Origin of the sequence: Rahnella perminowiae, assembly GCF_019049755.1 — a bacterium.
GTDB classification, from domain to species: domain Bacteria; phylum Pseudomonadota; class Gammaproteobacteria; order Enterobacterales; family Enterobacteriaceae; genus Rahnella; species Rahnella perminowiae.
Genome location: NZ_JAFMOS010000268.1, coordinates 1 through 3,241, shown reverse-complemented (window position 1 = coordinate 3,241; position 3,241 = coordinate 1). Strand labels below are relative to the sequence as shown.

Genomic DNA, 3,241 nt, shown 5'->3' with positions numbered 1-3,241 from the left:
ATATTTCGGTTTCTCACTCGCCGTGATGGCTGGATCGAGAATATTTCGGTTTCTCAAGTGCTGCGGTCACATGACGCGCTGCGCCGAAACCGACCAGAGGGGAAAGGCTTTTCCCCTCTGAACTCCCCTCGCTTTTTCAATACGCGCTCCGCTCGCTGGCTATGTTTCAGGTATCTCCGCGACAGGCTGGAAATCTTGCCGCTGCGCGGTACCTTCTCTCGGTCCTGAAGCCTGAGGTCTTCAGGCCGCTCCGTTCAGCAAGCTTTCTGAATCGCCCCCACGATCTTAAATTCAACGGCATACTGTTTTTTATCTTTTAAAAAGGTTGATTGGCGTGCTCAAAATTCAGCTGAACGGAGCGGCTTCGAGACCTGTGGCTCGGGTCGAGCTCTGCGAGACAACGTCACGAAGTGACGGCCCGAAGGGCGAGGCCGCAGGCCGAGTAACACCGAGAGAAGGCAGTGCGAAGCACCTGGATTTGCGCCACTCACTATAGCCACGAAACACGTCCGTCGTGCCCGCGACAGCGCGCAGTGAAAGAGCCCGGGGGGTCTTGGGGGGTGGCGGCGATAGGCCGTCCCCCAAGTCGGTGTGGGCCGACGCCCACGGTCTTGACCTTAAAAGGCCTGTGTGGACGCCCCCGTCTGTAATATTTATTTACAGCGATAAACCCAATGCGTATTATTCTCATTCGCTTTATTAACCATGACCATTTTATCTTGTCCAGCCCTTGTCCGGGGGATTCTGGCGGGGTTTGTTCATGCAGATAAAGCCGTATTCATACAAAAATGCCGTGGCTTAAAAATAATAAAATAACCGTGTGGAGAATAGTTATGCCTGTTTTTTCAGGGGATTGCGCTGTCAGGAACAATAGACAAAATATGGATAATAATTCAGGAAAGAAACTTTCACTTTCAGTGATCGCATTGTTAATTTCGTCGTCATTGCATTCTGCGTATGCCGCAGACACCACCGTTAAGAAAACGGGTGACGATACTGTGGTGGTCACCGGGCAGAGTAACGCCAACAGCACCGCTGATACCGCCGCCACCGATTACAGTGTCCCGGTCACCACCGCAGGCACAAAAATGGCTCTGACAGCGCGCGATATTCCCCAGTCCGTCAGCATCATCAGCAAGCAGCGCATGGAAGATCAGCAGTTACAGTCTTTGGGTGACGTGCTGAGAAATACCACCGGCATTCAGGAAAGCGTTTCGGATCTTGACCGTCGTACTTATTACGCCCGTGGCTTTCTGATCGACAACTACATGGTCGATAACATTCCGACCACTTTCGATCCGCGCTGGGACCTGGGCGATTCACAGTCAGACACGGCAATTTACGACCGTATAGAAGTGGTGCGTGGTGCAACCGGTCTGATGACTGGCCCGGGCAACCCGTCGGCCTCCGTCAACCAGGTGCGTAAACACGCCGACAGCAAAGAATTCACCGGTAATGTTTCGGCTACTTACGGCAGCTGGAATAAACAGCGTTACGTGGCGGATTTAGCCACTCCGCTGAACGAATCCGGGAGTATACGTGGCCGTCTGATCACCGGTTATCAGGACAAAAACAGCTACGTTGAACGCTATGGCGCAACAAAAAAATTCGTCTATGCCACCGTTGATGCTGACCTGACTGATTCCACCCTGCTTTCCGCAGGCTACGAATTCCAGCAAACCAACACCGACAGCCCGACCTGGGGCGGCATGCCACGCTGGTATCTGGACGGCAGCAAAACCGATTATCGTCGCGGGTTTAACTCAGCGCCGGACTGGGCTTACAGCGATAAAGAAACCACCAAGCTGTTCACCACCCTGAAACAGTCATTCGATAATGGCTGGCAGGCCACGCTGAACGGCACCCGTACTGAATCCCATATCGACAGCAAAATGATGTATATCGACGGGACATTCGATAAAACAACCGGGGCAGGTGAATCCGCCTATGCCGGTTATCCGGTGGTCGCAGGAACCGGCTATAACACCGGTAAACGGAAAGTCGATGGTGTGGATGCCTTCGCCAGCGGCCCGTATGAACTGTTTGGCCGTCAGCATGAACTGATGACCGGTGTGAGCTACAGTAAACAGCAGAACACTTATTACAGTTCATTTGCCAATATCACCACCGAAGAACTGGGCAATTTTAACGATTTCAACGGACAGTTCCCCGAAACCGACTGGGCCCCGCGTGCTCTGGCAGAAGAAGATGTTATTCGTCAGAAATCAGCTTACGTGGCTACGCGCCTCTCGCTGGCCGACCCGCTGCACCTGATCGTTGGGGCGCGTTACACTAACTGGAATTCTCATACCCTGACCGACCAGATCGAGAAGAACAACATCACACCGTACGCGGGTCTGGTGTTTGACATCAACGATACGTGGTCCACATATGCCAGCTATACGTCAGTATTCCAGCCACAGACTTACCGTGATATTAACGGCGGCTACCTGTCACCGGTCATTGGTAAGAATTACGAAGCGGGGGTGAAAGCCGACTGGTTCAACAGCCGCCTGACGGCCTCTGTTTCCGTGTTCCGTGCAGAGCTGGACAACGTCGCGCAAAGTACCGGCCGTACAATCCCGGGCTCAACCGATACGGCTTACGAAGGTAAAAATGGCACTGTCAGTCGCGGCGTAGAATTTGAAGTGAACGGCGCCCTGACTGATAACTGGCAGATGACGTTCGGCGGCACCCGTTATATTGCAGAAGATGAAAACAGCGATGCAGTTAATCCTCAGTTGCCGCGCACCCAGCTGAAATTATTCTCCAGCTATCGTCTGCCGATGTTGCAGGATCTGACCGTCGGCGGTGGTGTGAACTGGCAGACACATGTCTGGGATACGGTTCCGGGGCCAAGCGGCAACGGTACGCGCTATGCGGAACAAGGCAGCTACGCGCTGGTTAATCTGTTCAGCCGTTATCAGGTCACCAAACAGCTGGCAGTGCAGGCTAACGTGAATAACCTGTTTGACAAAGAATATGACACCAGCGTGAATCAGTATGTGGTGTACGGGGAACCGAGAAATGTGTCGGTGACGGCGAGCTATAGTTTCTGATTTGCTGAGGCCGCAGCAATTGCGGCTTATCACTTGCAGTGAGGGCAGAACGGGTATATTTCGGTTTCTCACTCGCCGTGATGGCTGGATCGAGAATATTTCGGTTTCTCAAGTGCTGCGGTCACATGACGCGCTGCGCCGAAACCGACCAGAGGGGAAAGGCTTTTCCCCTCTGAACTCCC

General features: G+C 53.2%; 2 protein-coding genes and 1 other RNA gene. All 3 read left to right on the top strand.

Annotated elements, in window-relative coordinates; translation table 11 throughout:
* Positions 1-228, top strand: a 228-nt coding sequence (locus J1785_RS02135) for a hypothetical protein (protein ID WP_217218700.1), incomplete at its 5' end; no start/stop codon positions are given.
* Positions 229-362: 134 nt separating this feature from the next.
* A non-coding RNA gene (locus J1785_RS02130) (RtT sRNA) lies at positions 363-445 on the top strand.
* Positions 446-881: 436 nt separating this feature from the next.
* Complete coding sequence (gene fhuE / locus J1785_RS02125) at positions 882-3,059, top strand: ferric-rhodotorulic acid/ferric-coprogen receptor FhuE (RefSeq protein ID WP_217218699.1); 2,178 nt, start codon at positions 882-884, stop codon at positions 3,057-3,059.
* The last annotated feature ends 182 nt before the right edge of the window (positions 3,060-3,241 follow it).